General features: G+C 65.1%; 17 protein-coding genes. 5 read left to right on the top strand and 12 right to left on the bottom strand.

Annotation, left to right across the window (positions count from 1 at the left end):
- Positions 1-38 precede the first annotated feature (38 nt).
- The gene (locus tag DMX06_RS09405) at positions 39-3,515 is read left to right on the top strand and encodes a hybrid sensor histidine kinase/response regulator (RefSeq protein ID WP_110736436.1); all 3,477 of its coding nucleotides are present in this window, start codon (positions 39-41) and stop codon (positions 3,513-3,515) included.
- Here the strand turns inward: DMX06_RS09405 and rmuC are convergent.
- Both rmuC and DMX06_RS09395 read right to left on the bottom strand, forming a co-directional pair.
- Positions 3,487-4,845, bottom strand: a complete 1,359-nt coding sequence (gene rmuC / locus DMX06_RS09400) for a DNA recombination protein RmuC (RefSeq protein ID WP_181427806.1) — start codon at positions 4,843-4,845, stop codon at positions 3,487-3,489. The two genes, DMX06_RS09405 and rmuC, sit on opposite strands and share 29 nt — an antisense overlap.
- A gap of 306 nt (positions 4,846-5,151) precedes the next feature.
- Complete coding sequence (locus tag DMX06_RS09395; RefSeq protein ID WP_110736691.1) at positions 5,152-5,571, bottom strand: tetratricopeptide repeat protein; 420 nt, start codon at positions 5,569-5,571, stop codon at positions 5,152-5,154.
- Positions 5,572-6,514: 943 nt separating this feature from the next.
- On the opposite strand from DMX06_RS09395, the gene DMX06_RS09390 reads away from it, so the two are divergent.
- The 3 genes from DMX06_RS09390 to DMX06_RS09380 all read left to right on the top strand — a co-directional run bounded on the left by DMX06_RS09390 (position 6,515) and on the right by DMX06_RS09380 (position 8,889).
- A complete protein-coding gene (locus tag DMX06_RS09390; RefSeq protein WP_050704563.1) occupies positions 6,515-6,739 on the top strand; it encodes a hypothetical protein in 225 nt (74 codons plus the stop codon).
- Positions 6,740-6,983: 244 nt separating this feature from the next.
- The gene (locus DMX06_RS09385) at positions 6,984-7,466 is read left to right on the top strand and encodes a hypothetical protein (RefSeq protein WP_110736432.1); all 483 of its coding nucleotides are present in this window, start codon (positions 6,984-6,986) and stop codon (positions 7,464-7,466) included.
- Between the two features lie 145 nt (positions 7,467-7,611).
- Positions 7,612-8,889, top strand: a complete 1,278-nt coding sequence (locus DMX06_RS09380; RefSeq protein ID WP_110736430.1) for an OmpP1/FadL family transporter — start codon at positions 7,612-7,614, stop codon at positions 8,887-8,889.
- Between the two features lie 43 nt (positions 8,890-8,932).
- Here the strand turns inward: DMX06_RS09380 and DMX06_RS09375 are convergent, their stop codons facing one another.
- Positions 8,933-9,862, bottom strand: coding sequence for a LysR family transcriptional regulator (locus DMX06_RS09375; RefSeq protein WP_110736428.1), 930 nt, complete (start codon positions 9,860-9,862; stop codon positions 8,933-8,935).
- Between the two features lie 116 nt (positions 9,863-9,978).
- Between DMX06_RS09375 and DMX06_RS09370 the strand changes: the two genes are divergently transcribed.
- Positions 9,979-10,239 (top strand): DUF2798 domain-containing protein, encoded by a 261-nt coding sequence (locus tag DMX06_RS09370; protein ID WP_110736427.1) that lies wholly within the window; start codon positions 9,979-9,981, stop codon positions 10,237-10,239.
- Between the two features lie 208 nt (positions 10,240-10,447).
- Here DMX06_RS09370 and DMX06_RS09365 read toward each other — a convergent pair whose 3' ends face one another.
- From DMX06_RS09365 to cobU, 9 genes are all read right to left on the bottom strand, one after another.
- Complete coding sequence (locus DMX06_RS09365; protein WP_110736689.1) at positions 10,448-10,999, bottom strand: glutathione peroxidase; 552 nt, start codon at positions 10,997-10,999, stop codon at positions 10,448-10,450.
- 46 nt (positions 11,000-11,045) lie between these two features.
- The gene (locus tag DMX06_RS26525) at positions 11,046-11,168 is read right to left on the bottom strand and encodes a hypothetical protein (protein WP_258378818.1); all 123 of its coding nucleotides are present in this window, start codon (positions 11,166-11,168) and stop codon (positions 11,046-11,048) included.
- Positions 11,165-12,367, bottom strand: coding sequence for an MFS transporter (locus tag DMX06_RS09360; RefSeq protein ID WP_110736425.1), 1,203 nt, complete (start codon positions 12,365-12,367; stop codon positions 11,165-11,167). Before DMX06_RS09360 ends, DMX06_RS26525 begins: the two co-directional genes overlap by 4 nt.
- A gap of 64 nt (positions 12,368-12,431) precedes the next feature.
- Positions 12,432-12,836, bottom strand: a complete 405-nt coding sequence (locus DMX06_RS09355; protein WP_050704557.1) for a MarR family winged helix-turn-helix transcriptional regulator — start codon at positions 12,834-12,836, stop codon at positions 12,432-12,434.
- A gap of 42 nt (positions 12,837-12,878) precedes the next feature.
- Complete coding sequence (locus tag DMX06_RS09350) at positions 12,879-14,069, bottom strand: glycoside hydrolase family 5 protein (protein WP_110736423.1); 1,191 nt, start codon at positions 14,067-14,069, stop codon at positions 12,879-12,881.
- A gap of 100 nt (positions 14,070-14,169) precedes the next feature.
- Positions 14,170-14,904, bottom strand: a complete 735-nt coding sequence (locus tag DMX06_RS09345) for an adenosylcobinamide-GDP ribazoletransferase (protein ID WP_110736421.1) — start codon at positions 14,902-14,904, stop codon at positions 14,170-14,172.
- A gap of 1 nt (position 14,905) precedes the next feature.
- A complete protein-coding gene (cobC, locus tag DMX06_RS09340) occupies positions 14,906-15,475 on the bottom strand; it encodes an alpha-ribazole phosphatase family protein (protein ID WP_110736418.1) in 570 nt (189 codons plus the stop codon).
- A complete protein-coding gene (gene cobT, locus DMX06_RS09335) occupies positions 15,472-16,527 on the bottom strand; it encodes a nicotinate-nucleotide--dimethylbenzimidazole phosphoribosyltransferase (protein WP_110736416.1) in 1,056 nt (351 codons plus the stop codon). The genes cobC and cobT overlap by 4 nt, the downstream gene beginning before the upstream one ends.
- On the bottom strand, positions 16,524-17,045 hold the full coding sequence (cobU, locus tag DMX06_RS09330) for a bifunctional adenosylcobinamide kinase/adenosylcobinamide-phosphate guanylyltransferase (RefSeq protein ID WP_110736414.1): 522 nt from the start codon (positions 17,043-17,045) through the stop codon (positions 16,524-16,526). The genes cobT and cobU overlap by 4 nt, the downstream gene beginning before the upstream one ends.
- Between the last annotated feature and the right edge of the window lies 1 nt (position 17,046).

Raw genomic sequence — 17,046 nt, 5'->3', positions numbered from 1 at the left:
GATCGTGACCGCGTTTCATTTTTTGCTCCGGAGTTTGCATGTCGTTGTCCAGCGGGCTGATCGCCGTGGTCGCCCTGGCCTACATGGCCATCATGTTCGCCATCGCCTTCTATGGCGACCGCCGCAGCACGCCGTTGCCGCCGCGCCTGCGCGCCTGGGTGTACAGCCTGTCGCTGGCGGTGTACTGCACCAGCTGGACCTTCTTCGGCGCGGTCGGCCAGGCCGCCGAGCAGCTCTGGGCGTTCCTGCCCATCTACCTGGGGCCAGTGCTGCTGCTGATCTTCGCGCCCTGGGTGCTGCAGAAGATGGTGCTGATCAGCAAGCAGCAGAACATCACCTCGATCGCCGACTTCATCGCCGCCCGCTACGGCAAGTCGCAGACCCTGGCGGTGGTGGTGGCGCTGATCTGCCTGGTCGGCGTGCTGCCGTACATCGCCCTGCAGCTCAAGGGCATCGTGCTGGGGGTGAACCTGTTGATCGGTGCCAACGCCGATGCAACCGGCAGCCGGGTGCAGGACACCGCGCTGGTGGTGTCGCTGGTGCTGGCGCTGTTCGCCATCGTCTTCGGCACCCGCAGCCTGGACGTCACCGAGCACCACCGCGGCATGGTCCTGGCGATCGCCTTCGAATCGCTGGTCAAGCTGCTGGCCTTCCTCGCCGTGGGCGCCTTCGTGGTGTTCAACCTGTACGACGGCTTCGATGACCTGTTCACCCAGGCCCGGCAATCGGTGCACCTGAACGACTACTGGGAAGAAACCATCAACTGGCCGTCGATGGTGGTGCAGACCGCCGTGGCGATGATGGCGATCATTTGCCTGCCGCGGCAGTTTCACGTCACCGTGGTGGAGAACATCGAGCCCCAGGACATGCGCCTGGCGCGCTGGGTGTTCCCGCTGTACCTGGCCCTGGCCGCGCTGTTCGTGGTGCCCATCGCCCTGGCCGGGCAGATGCTGCTGCCGGGCACGGTGATCTCCGACTCGTTCGTGATCAGCCTGCCGCTGGCCGAGGCCCACCCCAGCCTGGCCCTGCTGGCGTTCATCGGCGGCGCCTCGGCGGCCACCGGCATGGTCATCGTCGAGGCCGTGGCACTGTCGACCATGGTCTCCAACGACATGCTGCTGCCCTGGCTGCTGCGGCGCAACAACGCCGAGCGGCCGTTCGAGGTGTTCCGCCACTGGATGCTCTCGGTGCGCCGGGTGACCATCGTCGTCATCCTGCTGCTGGCCTACGTCAGCTACCGCCTGCTCGGTTCCACCGCGAGCCTGGCGACCATCGGCCAGATCGCCTTCGCCGCGGTGACCCAGCTGACCCCGGCGATGCTCGGCGCGCTGTACTGGAAGCAGGCCAACCGCCGCGGTGTGTTCGCGGGCCTGGCCGCCGGCATCTTCCTGTGGTTCTACACCCTGGTGCTGCCGATCGCCGCCCACAGCCTGGGCTGGTCGCTGCAGCTGTTCCCGGGCCTGGCCTGGCTGCACGGCAACCCGCTCAACCTGCCGATCACCCCGCTCACCCAGGGCGTGGTGCTGTCGCTGGCGGGCAACTTCACCCTGTTCGCCTGGGTCTCGATCCTGTCCCGTACCCGGGTTTCCGAGCACTGGCAGGCCGGGCGTTTCATCGGCCAGCAGACCAGCGCCCGCCCCTCCAGCAAACCCCTGCTGGCGGTACAGATCGACGACCTGCTCAAGCTGGCCGCGCGCTTCGTCGGCGAGGAGCGCGCCCGGCAAAGCTTCATCCGCTTCGCCTACCGCCAAGGCAAGGGCTTCAACCCCAACCAGAACGCCGACGGCGACTGGATCGAGCACACCGAACGGCTGCTGGCCGGCGTGCTCGGCACCTCCTCGACCCGCGCCGTGGTCAAGGCCGCCATCGAAGGCCGCGACATGCAGCTTGAGGATGTGGTGCGCATCGCCGACGAAGCCAGCGAGGTGCTGCAGTTCAACCGCGCGCTGCTGCAGGGCGCCATCGAAAACATCAACCAGGGCATCAGCGTGGTCGATCAGAACCTGCGCCTGGTGGCCTGGAACCGCCGCTACCTGGAGCTGTTCAACTACCCCGACGGGCTGATCAGCGTCGGCCGGCCGATCGCCGACATCATCCGCTACAACGCCGAGCGTGGCCTGTGCGGCCCGGGCGAGGCCCAGGTGCATGTGGCGCGGCGCCTGCACTGGATGCGCCAGGGCCGGGCCCACTCCTCCGAACGGCTGTTCCCCAATGGCCGGGTGATCGAGCTGATCGGCAACCCGATGCCCGGCGGCGGCTTCGTCATGAGTTTCACCGACATCACCCCGTTCCGCGAAGCCGAGCAGGCCCTGCGTGATTCCAACGAAGGCCTGGAGCAGCGCGTCGCCGAGCGCACCCACGAGCTGTCACAGCTCAACCAGGCGCTGACCGAGGCCAAGAGCCGCGCCGAGGCGGTCAGCCAGTCCAAGACCCGCTTCCTCGCCGCCGTCAGCCACGACCTGATGCAACCGCTCAACGCCGCCAGGCTGTTCTCCGCCGCCTTGTCGCAACAGGCCGAGGCCATGAACGACGAGGCCCGGCAACTGGTGCAGCATATGGACAGCTCGCTGCGCTCGGCCGAGGAGCTGATCAGCGACCTGCTCGACATCTCGCGCCTGGAGAACGGCAAGGTCACCCCCGACATCAAACCCTTCGCCCTCAACGAGCTGTTCGACACCCTCGGCGCCGAGTTCAAGGTGCTGGCCGCCGAGAAAGGCCTGGAGTTCCGCCTGCGCGGCAGCCGCCTGCGGGTGGACAGCGACATGAAACTGCTGCGCCGGGTGCTGCAGAACTTCCTCACCAACGCCCTGCGCTACGGCAAGAGCCCGCTGCTGCTGGGCGCGCGGCGCCAGGGCGAACGCCTGTGGCTGGAGGTGTGGGACCGCGGCCCGGGCATCGCCGACGACAAGTTGCAGGTGATCTTCCAGGAGTTCAAGCGCCTGGACAGCCACCAGACCCGCGCCGAGAAAGGCCTGGGCCTGGGGCTGGCGATCGCCGACGGCCTGTGCCGGGTGCTCGGGCATCCGCTGGAGGTGCGTTCCTGGCCGGGCAAGGGCAGCGTGTTCCGCGTCAGCGTGCCCATCGTCCGCAGCCCCGCGCCCGCAACGCCCGCTCCCGTGGAGCAGGCCGGACAACCGCTGGCCGGGCTGCAGGTGCTGTGCGTGGACAACGAGGACAGCATCCTGATCGGCATGAACAGCCTGCTCAGCCGCTGGGGCTGCCAGGTATGGACCGCGCGCAACCAGGCCGAATGCGAGGCCTTGCTCGGCAAGGGCCTGCGTCCGCACCTGGCACTGGTGGACTACCACCTGGATGACGGCGAGACCGGCACCGGGTTGATGGGCTGGCTACGGGCGCGCCTGGGCGAGCCGGTGCCCGGGGTGGTGATCAGCGCCGACGGGCGCAACGAGACCATCGCCCTGGTGCATGCCGCAGGCCTGGACTACCTGGCCAAGCCGGTCAAGCCGGCGGCCCTGCGCGCCCTGCTCAATCGGCATCTGAGCCTGGTTCAGTAAGCGCTTCGTCGGCCAGGGCACGCTCGATCAGCTCGGCGGGCAGGCTCTTGCTGGCCCGGGCACCGAGCAGCTTGAGCTGCTCGCTGCGGCTGACCAGGTTGCCGCGCCCCTCGCACAGCTTGTTGCGCGCCGCGGCGTAGGCCTTGTCCACCTGGGCCAGGCGTGCGCCGAGCTCATCCAGGTCCTGGATGAACAGCACGAACTTGTCGTACAGCCAGCCGGCACGCTCGGCGATCTCCCGGGCGTTCTGCCCCTGGCGTTCCTGCTTCCATAGGCTGTCGATCACCCGCAGGGTGGCGAGCAAAGTGGTCGGGCTGACGATCACGATCTGCCGGTCGAAGGCTTCCTGGAACAGGTTGGGCTCGGCCTGCAAGGCTGCCGAGAAGGCCGCCTCGATGGGCACGAACAGCAGCACGAAATCGAGGCTGTGCAGGCCTTCCAGGCGGTTGTAGTCCTTGCTCGACAAGCCCTTGACGTGGTTGCGCAGCGACTGCACGTGCTGCTTGAGCGCGGCTTCGTCGTTATTGCCGACGAACTGCTGGTAGGCCGTCAGGCTGACCTTGGCGTCCACCACCACCTGCTTGTCGCCCGGCAACATGATCAGCACATCGGGCTGGAAGCGCTCTCCGTCGGCGCTGCGCAGGCTGACCTGGGTCTGGTATTCGCGGCCCTTCTCCAGGCCCGCGTGCTCCAGCACCCGCTCCAGGATCAGCTCGCCCCAGTTGCCCTGGGTCTTCTGGCCCTTGAGTGCCTGGGTGAGGTTGGTGGCCTCGTCGGACAGGCGCAGGTTGAGCTGCTGCAGGCGCTCGAGCTCCTTGCCCAGGGAGAAGCGCTCGCGGGCCTCCTGCTGGTAGCTTTCCTCGACGCGTTTTTCGAACGCCTGGATACGCTCCTTGAGCGGGTCGAGCAATTGGCCCAGGTGCTGCTGGCTGGTCTGGGCGAAGCGTTGTTCGCGCTCGTCAAAGATCTTGGTGGCCAGGTCAGCGAACTGCGCGCGCAAGGTGTCGCGGGCTTCCTGCAGGTCCTCGAGGCGTTGCTGGTGGCTCTCCTGCTGCTCGCGCAGCTCGGCCTCCAGGCGCGCGGTCTGGGCCTCGAGACGGCGCAGTTCGGCCTCGCGGTTGGCGCGTTCGAGGTGCCAGGCATGGGCGGCGTCACGGGCGTTGTCGCGGTCGATCTGCAGCAGTTCAAGTTCACGGCCCTGGGCGGCCAGCTGGGTCTGCTTGACGGTGTTGGCCTCGCTCAGGTCGCTGATCTCGTCGCGGCTGGCCTCCAGCTGGGCCTGCAAGCCGGCCTGGGTCAGCTGGGCGGCGTTCAGGCGTTCTTCGAGCAAGGCCTGTTCGGCCTTGCGCGCACCCTGGCCGCGCTGTACCTGCATGACCCAGCCCAGGCAGGGCACGGCGCCCGCCACCAAGCCCAGCAGAATGCTGGTCAGATCCACTGTCATGCTTACCCCGATCGAACATTGACGAATGCTGCGCAGCTTATCAGCCTGGTGGCAGGGTTGCCTGGTCGGTGCCAAGCGAGAGAGCACCTCAAGCCATGCGCATTCTCTGTGGGAGCGGCCCTTTCGCGACGCAAGGCCGCTCCCACAGGGGCAAGCGCAATCCTCACAATTGTTTTTACACAGCTGCTCCGGTTAACCACCGAACCACTGGCGCAACAATCGACGCGCCTCCTGCGAACCCTGTCCCGCCGCCAGTTCCAGCCAATAGCGAGACTGCTCCGGCTCCTGGGCCTGGCACAACCGGCCATACTCCAGCTGGGCCCGGCGATCGCCGGCGCGGGCCGCCTGGCGCAGCAGTTCATGGCCGATGCGCCGGTCGCGGGCATTGCCGCAGTCGCGGCAAAGCATCTGCCCCAGGCGGCTCTGAGCCACCACCACGCCCTGGCGCGCCGGCTGCTTGAGCATGCGCCCGGCCAGGTGCTTGACACTGGGCTTGTCGCCCAGGCGCGGGCTGTCGAGCAGCCACAGGGCCACTTTCAGGGAAAACCGCTTGGGGGAAGGCAGCGATGGCGAGGCATCAGGACTGGCGAGGTGTTTACCGCGAAGCTTCATGACCAACAGCAAGGATGACTCCAGAGGCGCGCCACTCTACTCCATTTTTTGTGGACTGGCCTGGGCGACTTTCGGCTGATCGACATTTTTTTCCATGATTTTTTCTTGACGTTTTCCCAGGGAAAATGTCCATGCCACCCCCACCCACCGATTGTCGGACAATCGAAGAAACAGCTGGCACGCCCGTCCTAGAGCAAGCGCCCGGGACAATCCACAGAACCTGTGGATAACTCGGTGGACAACCCCTTGAGGTAGCCCGCAAACCCCTGTGAAATGGGGCTTTCAGTCAAACTGTCGATTTTTTCACCAGCAAAATTAAGTGTTTTTTTTCATTGACTTAAGCCCTCAGTCAAGTCATTGGCGAGCCGTCCACAGGATGTTGCAGGAGGGTTACAACTGTTCAGCCGAGTGTGTACAAGTGCTCCAACAAAAGGCATCTCCGTGCACGAAAACGGTACAGACGGGCGATTGACGGGGCATTTTCCCCTCTTCACAGCAGGCGCGATTGACGACATAATGATCGGCTTCCCGCCAGAAAAGCCAAAAGCTTGCCAACCCCGATAAGTTCGTGTAGGGTTGCGCCCTGTTAGTACCCAGCTGAAGTCATTCTGGCCACTCAGTCCCCCGCAGCTTTCCGCTCGACAACGAGCAGGCACTGCCCCATCGGGACCGGCCCATTCGATGATTCACTCGGCAAGCCTTGCCCAGCACGAATCACGTTTCAGATTGATCAGGATCTTCCCCGATGCCCAGAACCCTGGTGTCGGTGTGCTGCCTGCCTTCTGTCGTACCTACCAGTCAGCCCAGCGCCCACCTAATTGCATGCGCCTCTCTGGCTGCCCTGTTCCAGTCAGGTTCTGCGTCTCCTTAATAAAGACGTCACTGGAACGTTTCTATTGTGCACGGATCAAACACCGTGTCTTACGCAGGAACATCCAACAATATGAGTAACCATCAACAGATCCAGGCTGCCTTCGGCACCCTTTCCCAGGCCTTCGCCCCACTGAAGTGCCTTATCGTTGCCCCACGCAAGGGCAGCTTCAGCTTCACCCTGGTCGACGAGCATGGCATCGCCTGCCACAGCGAGCGCCTCTACCCGGAGCAGTACAACCGGGCCGAACCGCTGCAAGCGGTGATCGAGCGTACCCGCCAGTCGCTGACCGCATGAACGAATGGCGGGAGATTCACGCCATGAATACGCCATGCAAAACCCAGCCTGAAGGTAATTGGCCTAATCGCCAGCGGGCATATGCCCCGCGCCTTCAGGCTGCAATCGATTTAAAAACAGCCCTTTACACCACAGTTATCACACTACACTTCAACTCGAGCGGCACCTGCCGCTTCCGGCGGGCCTGACCACTCACCAGCTGCCAAGCTCCAGCGCCCGTCGGCCCTTTTCAGCAGAGGGCATCATGGGCATCGCTGCGAGCGAGTTGAGTCAGTATGTGATCCGGCCGACCCTGATCTACCTGGGTCGCCACTGCGAAAGCGCCGAAGCTTTGTTACTGGGCGTTGCCGCAAGTCAGTCTGCACTGGGGGCCGCCCTGCATGACCGACGTGGCCACGGGCTTTACCGGATCGGCGGGAATCGTCACCGTTGCCTGTGGGACGAATACCTGGCCCGCGACCCCGAACTGGCCAGCCTGGTGCGTGGCCTGGCCAGCCAGCACGCCTTCCTCGGCGGCCCGCACCTCGAACTGACCGTCAACCTGCGCTACGCGACCGCCATCGCCTGGATGCTGATCGAAGAGCAGGCCATGCCCTTGCCCGCGGCCGACGACCTCCTGGGCCTGGCGCGGATCTGGCGGCAGACCTTCCACCCCCAGGGCCGCCTGCGGGATTTCACCCAGGCCTGGCAGCACTGCATCGAGCCAGTGCTGACCCAAGCCTCCTGAGCCGCCGCGCCCTACAACCGGAATAAACGGAATTTTGGTCGGATTGTCCTACAAAACCGCTCTATCTCCTGTGTTTCAGCCTATGGCGCAGCGCGGCATTTGTTGGTAGCTTTTCGCCCCGGAGATCCCAAGGAGTTTTCTAATAATGAAAAAAGTTATGCTCAAAACCTCTCTCGGCATTGCCGTTGCCCTCGCATCCAGCCAATTGCTCGCCAGCGGCTTTGCCCTGAACGAACAGAGTGTCAGCGGCATGGGGACAGGTTTCGCGGGTCGTTCTTCTTCTGCCGAAGATGCCAGCACCGTGTATGGCAACCCGGCGGGCATGTCCCGCCTTAAGCGCGACCAGATGACCGTCGGTGGTGCCGCGGTCATCGCCAAGTCCGATATTTCCGGACGCGGCAGTAACAAAGGGGGGGAAATGGACGGTGACATGGTGCCCGTGGTCGGCGTGCCGATGGGTTACTACGTCAAGTCCATCGATGATCACTGGAGCGTCGGTTTCGGCGTCTACGTGCCGTTCGGCCTGGTCACCGACTACGGTAGTGACGATGCCGCGCGCTACTGGGGCAAGAAGAGCCATGTCGAGGTCGTGACCTTCCAGCCGACCGTGAGCTATGCGTTCAACGACAAGGTCTCGATCGGTTTCGGCCCGACCATCAACCGTATCAAGGGCGAGCTGGGTTCGAACCTGGCCAGTATCTCGCCGCGCAGTCCCGCTGATGGCGAGGTGAAGATCAAGGGCGACGACACCGCCGTCGGCTACAACATCGGTATCCTGGTGCAAGCCACCGACCGCACCCGCGTCGGCCTGACCTACCATTCGATGGTCGACTACAAGCTCGAAGGCAAGACCAAGGTCAGCTACCCGCTGCTTGGCCTGAACGGCAACAAGTACGATGCCACCCTGAAGATCAAGACCCCCGAGTCGGTGGACTTCTCGGTGACCCACGAGCTGGACGACAAGTGGACCCTGTACGCAGGCAGCACCTGGACCCGCTGGAGCCGCCTGGAAAACATCACGGTCAACAACGAGGTGCCGGCAGGCGCTGCCGGGCAGTTCAAGACCATCACCGAGGAACAGAACTGGCACGACACCTGGGCTCACGCCATTGGCGCCTCCTACAAGGTGAACAAGGAGTGGACCCTGCGCACCGGCTTCTCGGTTGACCAGTCGCCGACCAACAACACCAACCGCTCCCCACGCATCCCTACTGGCGATCGCAAGATCTTCAGCATCGGTGCCGGCTGGAGCCCGACCGACGACATGACCATCGACGTGGCCTACTCCTACCTGTGGGAAGAAGACACCAAGGTCAACAACCAGCCGCACAGCTTGGCCGAGGCAGGCCTCAAAGGCAGCTACCAGGCCAAGTACGAAAACAGCGCCCACGGCGTTGGTGCTTCGCTGACCTACCGCTTCTGAGTGACACCTGCTGTATGAAAAAACCGCCCCCGTGGCGGTTTTTTCATGCCTGCACCCGCCACTGCTCTCCCAGGCACTGCTGCAGGTATTCCATGAACACCTGCACCTTGGTCGTCAGAGCAAAGCGATCGGCCAGGCACAGGTAGACATCCATCGGTTCGGTCTGGGCATAGGCCTGCCCACTGTCGCTGAATTCAAACAGGGGCACCAGCCGGCCGGCATCTAGATGCGGGCGCACTACGAACTCAGCCAGACGGGTGATACCACCGTCATTCAGCGCCATCTGGGTCAGCGCATCGATATCGTCGCTGATCAGCACCCGCCCGAAACGGGCCTCGAAACGCAGCCCATCGCGCATGAATCCCCAAGGCAGGAAGCGCCCATCCACCGGGTAGCGGAACACCAGGCAACTATGATCGTGCAAAGCTTGCGGCGTGGTTGGCCAACCCGCACTCGCCAAGTAGCCGGGCGAGGCACAGCAGATGAAGGGAATGCGGGCGATATGCCGGGCCAGCAGATGATCTTCCAACTGAGGGGTGATGCGCAGGCTCACATCCACGTCTTCGCGGGCATGATTGACCTTTCGATCAGCCATCACCAACTCTATCGAAAGCAGCGGGTAGCGTGCGCTGAACGCCGGGATCAACGGCGCCAGCACGTGCCGTCCGAACGCCGAGGTCGAGGCAATGCACAAGCGCCCCTGGGGCTCGCTGTCCGGCGTGGTGACCGCCAGCTCCGCCTGGGCAAGATCACGCTCGATATGCCGTACGCGCTCGTAGTACAGGCTGCCAGGCGGCGTCAGGGCCATGCTGCGAGTGGTGCGGGTCAGCAGGCGCACCTGCAGATGCGTCTCCAGCCGTGCCAAGTTCTGGCTAACGGCTGCCGGGCTGAGACCCAGGTTGCGGGCACCGCCGGCAATGCTGCCGGCTTCGACGACCTTGATGAAACTGCGGATGGCGTTGAGCAGATCCATGGAGTGCCTGTCTGATTCGTAAGTTTCTCTTTATAAAGAACTCAGTGAAGAGGGTCTACAGCGTTGCGTACAGCCCTTGTTAACCTGCACGCCCATTCATTCGAACAGAGGCCCCCATGACCGAATTGTCCTCGATCCGTAATCGTCGCAAATTACGCGCAGGCGCCACGCCCTATGTGTTCGCGTTCTACATGTCAGCGATCATGGCATTGTTGATGTGCTTCGTGATTACCGCCGCCAATGGCGGGGTCGCTGCCGACTACCTGCACAACGTACTCAAGGCGTACCAGCTGGCGATGCCCGTGGCGTTTTTCTGTGTACTGATGGTGCGACCAGTCGTCATTCGATTGGTGGCGCTGACGGTGCACCCGGAGTAGTCGACACACGTGCCTATCCGGCGAATGAAAACGAGCAATACAAGGATTGTAGGTACGGTGCCCATTACCCAAATGACAATTACCCGTTAACCCCTCCCGCGGCTCGCCACAATAGGCCAGCCTTGACCCAGGAGCGATCGATGATTCGCCATAGGGCGGGGTAAAAGTATCAGATCAGCCGACCGACCCCCACTCTGGACCTATTGGCTCAAGGCTGCGAAGCAATCGCCTTGTCGATCGCCGCCCTGAACGCCGGATCGTCCGGCTTGGTCAGGCTGGAGAAGTTGCCGATCACCTTACCCTTGCGATCCACCACGTACTTGTAGAAATTCCACTTCGGCGCGCTGCTCTGCCGGGCCAGCTCGACGAACAGCGGGATCGCGTCCTTGCCGCGCACCGGCTGGGCCTTGGTCATGGTGAAGGTCACGCCGTAGTTGGCGTAGCAGACCTTGGCGGTCTTGTCGCTGTCGGCGTCTTCCTGCTTGAAGTCGTTGGACGGCACGCCGAGCATTTCCAGGCCCTGTTCGCGGTAGTTCTTGTAGGTCGCTTCGAGCCCTTCGAACTGCGGGGCGAAGCCACAGTAGCTGGCGGTGTTGATCACCACCAGCGGCTTGCCGGCAAAGCGCTGGCACAGGTCGATCTGCTCCTTGCCGCGCAGCTCCGGCAGGCTGCCCTGGAGCAGCGCCGGGCAATCGGCCGCCCAGCTCGAAGTGGCGGCGGCCAGGGCCAGCAGGGGGAGGGTCAGCCAACGCGCATGCATGATATCGGTCTCCTGCACATGATTCCTTGAATGTGCAGGGTAGCGCTTAACACAGGCTCATGCCCAACTGCATCAACGCCAGCCCGCCCTTGTGCCAGCCCCACCACACCAGTGCCAGCACCAGCACTGCGGCGACCAGCAGCAGGCCACGCCTCAGCAGGCCGTTCATGCGGCCTGGGCCTGCAGGCGGGCGACCGGACGCTCGCGCACCGGCCAGTTGAGCGCTGCGGCGAGCAGGCTGAGCAGGATCGAGATCTGCCACACCAGGTCGTAGCTGCCGGTCTGGTCATACACCACCCCGCCCAGCCAGCCACCCAGGAACGCGCCCAACTGGTGGAACAGGAACACGATGCCGCCGAGCATCGACAGGTTGCGCACGCCGAACAGCGTGGCCACGGTGCCATTGGTCAGCGGTACCGTGGACAGCCACAGCAGGCCCATGGCGATACCGAACAGGTAGGCGCTGAACTGAGTCACCGGCGCCCAGAGGAACAGCACGATGACCACCGCGCGCAGCAGGTACAGGCCGGTCAGCAGGCGCGGCTTGGACATGCGCCCGCCGAGCCAGCCGGCGGTGTAGGTGCCGACGATATTGAACAGGCCGACCAGCGCCAGCACGGTGGTGCCGGTAGTCGCCGGCAAGTGCTGGTCGACCAGGTAGGCCGGCAGGTGCACACCAATGAACACCACCTGGAAGCCGCAGACGAAGAAGCCCAGCGCCAGCAACCAGAAGCCGGAATGCGAGCACGCCTCACGCAATGCCTGGCCGAGGGTCTGCTCGGCGCCATGGCTGGGTAGCGGGCGATCACGCAGCATGCCCACGAACGGCACGATCAACGCCACCAGCAGGCCCAGCACCAGCAAGGCTGTCGACCAGCCCAGCCACTGGATCAGCCCCAGGGTGCCAGGGAGCATGGCGAACTGGCCGAAGGAGCCGGCGGCGCTGGCGATGCCCATGGCCATGCTGCGCTTCTCCGCCGGCACGGCGCGACCGACCACGCCGAGGATCACCGAGAACGAAGTGCCGGACAGGCCGATACCGATCAGCAGGCCGGCGCTGAGCGACAGCGACCAGGGCGAATCGGCAAAGGCCATCATCGCCAGGCCGACTGCGTAGAGAATGCCGCCGATGACCACCACCTTGGCCGCGCCCAGGCGGTCGGCCAGGGCACCCGTGAACGGCTGGGCCAGGCCCCAGATCAGGTTCTGCAGGGCGATGGCGAAGGCGAATACCTCACGGCCCCAGCCGAAATCGGCGCTCATCGGCGCCAGGAACAGGCCGAAACCATGCCGCACCCCCAGCGACAGCGCGAGGATCAGCGCCGCCCCCAGAAGTACCCAACCGCTGCTCCGCCAAAGGGAAGTCATTGTCGTTGTCTCCAGCCCATCGCAAGGTTGATACGGGTATATACCCGCTTTCTATCGTGGTCGTTCAGGCAAGCTGCTCCAGCAAGCGTACCAACTCGTCACGCTGGCTTTCGCCCAGCCGCTCCACCAACTGTGCCTGGGCCTGCTGCCAAGCCGGGTAGGCGGCGTCCAGGCGCGCCCTGCCCGCTTCGCTCAGCAGCACCACGCGGTTACGCTGGTCGTCGCCGTCGGCAAGACGCACCAGGCCATCGGCCTCGAGCACCTTGAGGTTGCGGCCCAAAGTGCTGCGCTCCAGGCCCATGGCCTCGGCCAGGCAAGTGATGCTGGGGCGGTCGAGGCGCTGTACATGGCGCAGCAGGGAAAACTGCGCGACATTGATGCCGAAGCCGGCAAGGGCCTCGTCGTAATGTCGGCTCACCCCACGGGCGGCACGACGCAGATGGGTACAGATGCATTCACTGGTCAGCATGGATATGTGTATATACCCGCATTATGGATGTTGCAAGAAATTTCACGGTGTCGATTGAGGCTGCAGGCGTCGACGGATCGGTTCGAACTCGGGCGTGGCCTTGCGCGGCAAGGGGTCCGGCGCTGCCTTTTCGATAGCTTGCCAATAGCGCCACGGCACCTTGGCCGAACCCAATTCGTAATCCATGCCATCCCAACTGTCCTCGCGGAAGCTGTAGAAGGCCCAATGCAGTTGCTGGCGATCCAAGACCGTGAGCACATCCTCCAGGTAGGGTCGGCACCCGGGCAACCGGCGCATGCAGCCGAACTCGCCGACCACCAACCGTGAACGCGGCAACTTGATCGAATCGGCCCAATCCACTGGTTGCTGCAGGTAGCGGGCAACCTGCTCGGCATCCCACTGCCGGGTCTGCCCGGCAAACGGGACCGGCCCCGGATAGGCGAAAGGTTGCTGGCGTGCAAGATTGGGCGCGCTGGTGGCGGCATAGGGCTCGTACATATGCACGCTGTAGAGCACACGCTCATCCTCCAGGGCCTTGGGCCAGTAGCCGAAGGCATCGGCGGCGGCGTACCAGCCGGCATCGACCATGATCGGCGTCTTGCCGTCGACCTCACGGATCGCTGCCACCAACTGCCGATAGAGCGCCGGCAGGTCACGCGCTCCGCCCTGCTCGCGGGTGTACCACTGCTTCATCAGATCGAGATCGGCGTGCTCGGCCAGGTTTCCCTGCTTCTCTGGTGCAGGCTCGTTGACAAGGTTGTAGGCGGCAACGGCCGGGTGGTCCTTGAGGGCCTGGGCAACGTCTCGCCAGAAACGGGCGGACTGGGTCCAGTAACGCTTGTCCTGCCACAGCCGGTCGTCGAAGCGGTTCTGGTTGTTCTGCGCCCAGCGCATGCCGGGGAGCGACAGCGGTGTGATGACCACCTTGAGGCCGGCGGCGTGGGCACGGTCAAGCACCGCGATGAGCTGCTTCAGGTCGGCATCGGCCAACCCCTGGTAATCGTCGGCGTTGCCCAGCAGGAAATCGCGTTCGGCCGGCTGCCATTTATCGTACGAAAGCCGCACCCAGCTGGCGCCGTAGCCTTTCAGCGCATCGAAGTACGCCTGGTCCGGGGGCAGGCGGTTGAAACTGTTGCCGCCGTGGCGTGGAGTGCTCCAGAAATCGATCAGGTCGGCGGCGGTGGCGGGTATGGCGGCAAGGGCCAGCAGGCTGGCGAGTATCCAGTGGTGCATGGCGAGGTTCCTGGTGGTTTTGAGGAGCGAACGAGGATAAGCGCAATACGTGGGGATGGTTTCCGAGATCCATGCAGGACACATCCTGCCCCTGTGGGTGCTATACGAGCAGAGCCAAGGTGACCACCACCGTCAACTCCAGCAGTTCCAGCAACGCCCCGGCCGTGTCCCCCGTGGTTCCCCCCAGTCGACGGCACATCAGCCGACGCAGCCACACGAATACCACCAACGCCGCCAGCAGTGGCCACAGCACCGCCCAGCCTCCCAGCGCCAAGCCGGCCAGTGCACAGCCCAGCAATACCCAGCCCGCACCGCGCCGGGGCAGGTGTTCGGCCAAGGCCGCACCCAGCCCACCCGCACGCACGTAGGGCGTGCCGAGGAACAACCCAAGCATCGCCGCCCGCCCCACCACCGGCGCCAGCACCAGCAGGCCACCCGCTCCCTGTTCGACCAGCACCCACAGCGCACAGAACTTCAGCAGCAGCACCAGCACCAGCGTGACCACGGCAATCGGCCCGCTGCGCGGATCCTTCATGATCTGCAAGGTGCGTTCGCGATCGCCAAAGCCCCCCAGCCATGCATCGGCGCTGTCGGCCAGGCCGTCCAGGTGCAGCGCGCCGCTGAGCAGCACCCACAGCGCCAGCAGCAAGGCCGCGTGCAACGGTGCCGCGGTGCCTTGCAGCAGATGGCTGGCCAGCCACAACAACAGGCCGAACAGCAGCCCCACCAGCGGATAGCACAGCAGCGAACGCCCCATCTCCCGGGGCGCCGGCATGCCCGGCAAGCGCACCGGCAGGCTGCTGAGGAACTGCAGGGCGATCCAGAACGGCAGCATCTCAACCCACCTCGCGCATCTGGCCGTCGTTATCCAGCAGCAGGCGCACCAGCGCCCCATGCCCGACCTCGACCTGCAGCAATTGCTCACGCGGCAAGCCACGCGCCCGCGCCAGCAACAGCCGCATCACTCCGCCGTGGGTGACCAGCAGCACGCGCTGGCCCGCATACCTGCGGCGCAAGCCCTCGACCGCATCCAGCACCCGTTGGGCAAACTCCAGCACCCGCTCGCCGCCCGGCGGGGTGAAGGCATAAGGGTCATTCCAGAACTGTCCCAGGGCATCGGCATCGACCTGCATGATCTGCGCGGCGCTCTGCCCTTCCCACTCACCAAAATGCAGCTCGCGCACACCGGCCTCGCGCAGCACCGGCAGGTCCAGGCGTGCACCCAGCTCATCGGCGAACGCCGCACAGCGCTGCAACGGCGAACTGACCAGCACATCCCAAGGGCCGGCCTCGGCGACAGCCTGGCGCATCTGCGCCCATCCGGTCTCGGTCAGGGCGTCGTCGAGGCTACCGCGCAGGCCGCCACCCAATTGCGTCTCGCCATGGCGCAGCAGTTCGAGGATCATGCCGGGCGATCCGCCACTGCCGCCTCGGCGAAGGTCGCCATCTGCCCGTGCAGGGCGCAGGCCAGGCGGATCAGCGGGACCGCCAGTGCCGCGCCGCTGCCCTCGCCCAGGCGCAGGCCCAGGGCCAGCAGCGGCTGTGCCTCCAGGGCCGCCAGCAGGGCCTTGTGCCCCGGCTCGGCGCCCTGGTGGGCGAACAGCAGCCAGGAGCGGCACTGCGGATTGAGGCGTACCGCCACCAAGGCGGCGACACTGCAGATAAAGCCATCGACCAACACCGCCACGCCGTGCTGGGCACACGCCAGGTAGGCACCGGCCAGGGCGGCGATCTCGAAGCCCCCGACACAGGCCAGCGCCTGCAGCGGCTGGTCGGCGCGCAGGCCGTGCAGCACCAGGGCACGTTCGATCACTTCGGCCTTGTGCCGCACGCCGGCGCTGTCCAGGCCGGTGCCCGGCCCGCTCAGCTCACACGCCGGGCAGCCCAGCAACGTACTGGCCAGTGCCGCTGCGGCGGTGGTGTTGCCGATGCCCATTTCGCCGCCGATGAACAACTGGGTGCCATTGTCGAGTGCGCGCAGGGCACTGTCGCGCCCCGCCTGCAACGCCGCGGCCAATTGCGCGTCGGTCATCGCCGGCTGACGGGCAAAGTTGGCGGTGCCGGGCCCGAGGTTCAGGTGATGGACACCGGGCAGTTGCAGCGTCGGGTCGATGGTACCGAGGTCGACCACCTCCAGTTGAGCATCCAGTTGACGCGCCAGCACGCTGATCGCCGCGCCACCGCCGACGAAATTGCGCAGCATCTGCCCGGTCACCGCCTGCGGGTAGGCCGAGATGCCCTCTTCCACCACGCCATGGTCACCGGCAAAGACCGTGATGGCGATGCGTTCCAGGCTGGGACGCTCGCGCCCTTGCAAGCCGGCCAGGCGAATCGCCAGGTCTTCGAGCTGGCCGAGGGAGCCGGCCGGTTTGGTCAGTTGCTGCTGACGGGCGCGGGCCTGATCCATGGCGGCGGTGTCGAGGGGTTGGCAGGCGTCACGCCACCAGATCTGGGTCATAGGGCAGGTCCTTTGAGCATGAGAGGGAGGCCGGCCACGGTCAGCACCACGCGCTGGCAGCGTTCGGCCACAGCCTGGTGCAGCGTGCCCGCCAGGTCGACGTAGCGACGGGTCAGTTCGCCCATGGGCACCACGCCCAGGCCGGTTTCGTTGCTGACCAGGATGACGGTGCCCGGCAACTGCGCCAGGCACTCGAGCAGTGCGTCGCGCTCCTGCGCCAGGCGCTGGTCATCCTCGAGCATCAGCAGGTTGGTCAGCCACAGGGTCAGGCAGTCCACCAGCAGGCAGCGCCCTTGCGCGGCTTGCGCGCGCAGCACATCAGCCAGCGCCACGGGTTCCTCCACCAGCCCCCAATGGGCCGGACGCCGCTCGCGGTGCAGGCGCACGCGCTCATTCATCTCGCCATCCAGCGGCTGGCTGGTGGCGATGTAGGTCACCGGCAGGCCACTGGCCTCGGCCAGTTGCTCGGCCAGGCGGCTCTTGCCCGAACGGGCGCCGCCAAGGATCAGGTTGCGCATG

Source organism: Pseudomonas mosselii (genome assembly GCF_003205295.1).
In the GTDB taxonomy this organism is placed as follows: Bacteria; Pseudomonadota; Gammaproteobacteria; order Pseudomonadales; family Pseudomonadaceae; genus Aquipseudomonas; species Aquipseudomonas mosselii_B.
This window is presented reverse-complemented; position numbering and strand designations above follow the sequence as displayed.